Consider the following 3784-nt stretch of genomic DNA (forward strand, 5'->3'; position numbering starts at 1 on the left):
GCCGGTGCCGTAGCCCATCAGCACGAAGTTGGCGACCCATACCGGCACCGCTTCACCGCTGATCGGGTGGGTGGCGGTGAGGCCGGTGTAGATGCCTTTCTTTTCCATGGTCGCCATGTCGGCTTCGGCGGTCTTGGTGTTCTGGCATTCTTTGACGAAGTCGGCGACTTCGTGGTTGGCCGCCGCCGCTTTTTGCGCCAGCGGGTGGCCGGCGGCCACCGCCACATAGCTCACGCCCATGAGCGTGTCCGGGCGGGTGGTATAAACGCGCAGGGAGTCTTCTCCTTCAATGGAGAAGTCCAGCTCCACCCCTTCAGAGCGGCCGATCCAGTTGCGCTGCATGGTTTTGACCTGCTCCGGCCAGCCATCCAGCTGATCCAGATCATTAAGCAGCTCGTCGGCGTAGTCGGTGATCTTGATAAACCACTGGGGAATTTCCTTCTGTTCCACCAGAGCGCCGGAGCGCCAGCCACGGCCATCAATGACCTGCTCGTTGGCCAAGACGGTTTGGTCTACCGGGTCCCAGTTCACTGTGGACATTTTCCGGTACACCAGCCCTTTCTCGTACAATTTGGTGAAGAACCACTGTTCCCAGCGATAATATTCCGGCGTACAGGTGGCCAGTTCCCGGTCCCAGTCGTAGCCGAAGCCCAGGCGCTGTAGTTGCCCGCGCATGTAGTCGATGTTCTCGAAGGTCCACTTGGCCGGGGCCACCTTGTTCTTGATCGCCGCGTTTTCCGCCGGCAGGCCGAATGCATCCCAGCCCATGGGCTGCAGCACGTTTTTGCCCTGCATGCGCTGGTAACGGCTGACCACATCGCCGATGCTGTAATTGCGCACGTGGCCCATGTGCAGGCGGCCAGACGGATAGGGAAACATGCTCAGGCAATAGAATTTTTCCTTGCCGGCATCCTCGGAGACCTTGAAGCTTTGATTATCATCCCAGTACTGCTGGGCTTGGGCTTCGATCTGATCGGGGCGATACTGTGCGTCCATCGGCTCTCTTTTCTTGATCATAAAAACAAACGGGAACAGGGCGACCTTGGGGAACATCCCGGCCGTGAAGGGGACATAGGATACATGAGCTTAGCCCGGATTTCTCAGTGCGCGGGTGTCCATATGCGCAATCTTAACGATAAATACCGCAGGCGTGGGCGCCTGCCGGGTGTGGATGTGGTGAGGTCCCGCCCATGGTGCTGACCTACCTGATGCTGCTGGTGCTGGTGGGGGCCAGCCTGCCGGCGGTGGTGCGCAGTTTCTTGCCGCCCTTGCCGCGCCGGATTACCGGCATTACCCCCCAGGCGGTGGTGGTGCTGGGCGCCGGTCGGCGCCAGCGCAATGGCCGATTTTTCCTGACTACCCGTGGGCTGCGGCGGTTGAAGCTGGCGGCGGAACTGGCCCACGAGCACGGCTTGCCGCTACTGGTCAGTGGCGGTATCAGCCAGACCCCCATGCACGACAACGAGCCCAGTGAAGCGGACCTGATGGCCAAACAGGCCCTGCGCCGCTGGCCGACGCTCAATGTGATCAAGGAAACTCGCAGTCGCACTACCTGGGAAAACGCTTGCTATAGCAGTGAGTTGTTGGCCGAGCGAGGCATGGATGAGGTGATGCTGGTCAGCGACCGTGCTCACTTGCCCCGGGCCCTGTTGTGTTTCCAGAGTCAGGGCGTGCTGGCCCAGGCGGCGTGGAGCAAGCGATTGCCGAAGCAGGAGTGGTTGCCTTCGGCGGGAGCCTTATCCATGGTGCCGGAGATCTGGTACGAGTGGCTGGCGCTGGTGTGGTATCACGTTCGCTATTTGTGAGGGATGGATGCCTAACGCCAAATGCCGGATGCCAAACGCCCAAGAGAAAACCTGAAACCCCGGGGAATGTTAGAGACGTCTGACCTGTCAGGCGTCAGGTGTCGTGCGTACTCCCCCCAGTGCCTCCACCGCCTGATACTGGCTGAGAAATACCTGGCCGCTGAGCACGCTCAGCAGGTCGGTTTTTTTCAGGCGGTCCATCACCGGGCCTTTCACTTCCGATAAATGCAGGCTGACGCCGGCATCTTTCAATCGTTGATTCAGGCTTTCCAGGCTTTCCACTGCACTGGCGTCCAGGTGGTTGATGGCGGAGCACATCAGCACCACATGGTCGACGCCCGGGCGGGCCATGGCGCGGTCGTAGAGCAGATCTTCCAGGGGCCGGGCATTGCCGAAATAGAGTGACTCATCCACCCGAATGGACAGTATCTGATCGCTGACAATGGCGTCGTGGCGATCGATATTGCGGAAATGCTGGGTGCCGGGTACCTGTCCCACTTCGGCCACATGGGGCTGGCTGGTGCGCCACAGAAACAGGGCAACGGACAGCCCCACGCCGATGAGCAGGCCGGTTTGTACATTGATTAGTAGCACGCCGAGCAAGGTGGCCAGCATGGCGACGCTGTCAGGGCGGCTGTATTGCCACAGGTGACGAATTTCGCCCAATTCGATCAGTGGAATAATGCCAACCACGATGATCGCAGCCAGGGTCGCCAGGGGCAGGGCGTGAAACAGCCCGGTAAAAAACAGGGCCACCAGCGCAATGCCGATACCGGTAAGCAAGCCGGTCATGGGGGTGCGGGCGCCGGCGTCGAAGCTCACCGTGGTGCGGGAAAAACTGCCGGTCACTGCGAAGGAGCCGGACAGGCCGCTGGCCAGGTTGGCCAGCCCCAGGCCCATCAGCTCCCGGTTGGGGGAAATGCGTTCACGGCGGCGCGCGGCCAGTGCCTGGGCCAGGGAGATGGATTCCACAAAGCCGATCAGTGCGAGCAACAGTGCGGGAGTGATCAGGGTTTTCCAGTGGCCCCAATCCATTCGCGGAGCGGACAGATGAGGCAGGCCACTGGGGATACCGCCGACAATGGCGAGCCCGCGCTGTTCAAGATGGAAGAAAAACGCCAGGACGGTGGTGATCAGCACGGCCAGGATGGGGCCGGACTTGCCCAGAAAGGCGCTGAGCCAGCCGGGCAGGGGGCTGCGTTTGAGCGGGCCGGCCAGTTGTTTGGGTATCAGCAGGCAGACGATGGCGATGGTGCTGATGCCCACGGTGAGCCAGTGGCTGTGGTTGAGCTGGGCAAGCAAGCTGCGTCCCAGTTGCAGCACGTTTTCGCCGTCGGCCTCGATGCCCAGCAGGTGTTTGAGCTGGCTGCCGGCGATCAAAATGGCGCAACCGCTGACAAAGCCGATGATGACCGGGTGACTGAGCAAATTGGTGAGCCAGCCGAGGCGCAGTACAGCCATGGCTATCAGGAAAACCCCGGAGAGCAGGCCCATACCGATGGCGGCCTGGATGAACAGTTGCGGATCGCCCTGGGCCAGGGCGCCGGCGGCGGAAGCGGTGATCAGTGAGGTCAGTGCTGCAGGCCCAACGGACAGGCTGCTGCTGGTGCCGAACAGGCCATAAAGGATCAGTGGCAGCATGCTGGCATAAAGCCCGGTTTCCGGGGGCATGCCGGCGAGCAGGGCGTAGGCCAGCCCCTGGGGCACCAACAAAATGGTGACGATGACAGCGGCCAGACCGTCTCCGGCCGCGTCGGCGCGGGTGTAGCGAGCCAGCCATTCGCTGGCAGGCAGCCAGCGCAACAGGTGCAGGGCTCGCGGCATATTACTGGCCCCGGCGCTGGTCGAGCCGCTCCGCCAGGGCGCTCAGGTCGTACCCGGCCTGTTCGGCGGTGGCGAGAATGCTGCCGTTGTCCTGCTCGGTGGCCTGGGTCAGCGCCCACAGGGTGGTGCTGCGCGTACCGGTGCGGCAGAAGGCC

Annotated in this window: 3 protein-coding genes; 1 reads left to right on the plus strand and 2 read right to left on the minus strand. The window is 62.1% G+C overall.

Translation table 11 applies throughout. The features are described from left to right. On the minus strand, positions 1–996 hold a 996-nt coding region (gene leuS, locus A3754_RS25130; protein WP_063521656.1), incomplete at its 3' end, for a leucine--tRNA ligase. 194 nt (positions 997–1190) lie between these two features. Between leuS and A3754_RS25135 the strand changes: the two genes are divergently transcribed. After that, positions 1191–1805, plus strand: coding sequence for a YdcF family protein (locus A3754_RS25135; RefSeq protein WP_063521657.1), 615 nt, complete (start codon positions 1191–1193; stop codon positions 1803–1805). 87 nt (positions 1806–1892) lie between these two features. Here A3754_RS25135 and A3754_RS25140 read toward each other — a convergent pair whose 3' ends face one another. Beyond that, complete coding sequence (locus A3754_RS25140) at positions 1893–3629, minus strand: SulP family inorganic anion transporter (RefSeq protein WP_063521658.1); 1737 nt, start codon at positions 3627–3629, stop codon at positions 1893–1895. Positions 3630–3784 lie beyond the last annotated feature (155 nt).

Source organism: Alcanivorax sp. HI0083 (genome assembly GCF_001635175.1).